Here is a 674-nt window from a genome sequence, read left to right as displayed (position 1 = left end):
CTTTATTTTGAGAAGGAAAGACCTGAAAATAAAAGCCGTTGCTATTAGGAAATGATACCACCAGGAACGGAAGAACGATTTCATCCCCTCCATAAATAAACGGGGCCTCTCCAAAATCCACCTGTGCTGTTCCAGGAATGGACTCAAGTGGCAAGGCAGCTTGATCCGCTTCATTCAATAATTCAACTTTCCTCTTAGAAACATAATCTCGAACTGTTCGATCAGAACCCTGAAAATTATACTGATCTTTTAACATATCCCAGATTCTTTTAGCTGTTCTACGAAACTTCTTTTTCTTTTTCAAGTCCTCTTTAATCCACTCATCTATAATTGGCTTAACAGATCCCATGACCTTTGATACTCTCGTCTGTTTCTTTTTCGGCTCTTCGTTAAAGTCCTCCATATCCGCATACTTCTTAACTGTTCTAGGATCTATCCCCATCCTCTTAGCTACATCTGAATATACGCAGCCTTTATTATTAACCTGTTGTCTGATATACTTGATTTCGGCCACTGCCAACATCTCCTTAATACCTCCTGCATGACTTTGTCCCAAACAGGAAGTGTAGTAGTATTTTGGAATGTTTGCAAGTGGTTTTTTTAATTTGTGCAGGCCCCCGGGGGGCCTGCACAAATTAAATGCCATCCCCTACATATTTATAGTGCCATAAACA

The 674-nt window shown here is 40.1% G+C and carries 1 pseudogene; it reads right to left on the bottom strand.

Annotated elements, in window-relative coordinates:
* Window positions 1-523: pseudogene (locus BFU02S_RS16110) on the bottom strand (IS21 family transposase); the annotation flags it as partial.
* Window positions 524-674: the final 151 nt, after the last annotated feature.

The sequence above is a fragment of the Neobacillus fumarioli NBRC 102428 genome, assembly GCF_001591485.1.
Lineage (GTDB): Bacteria > Bacillota > Bacilli > Bacillales > Cytobacillaceae > Neobacillus > Neobacillus fumarioli.
This window is presented reverse-complemented; position numbering and strand designations above follow the sequence as displayed.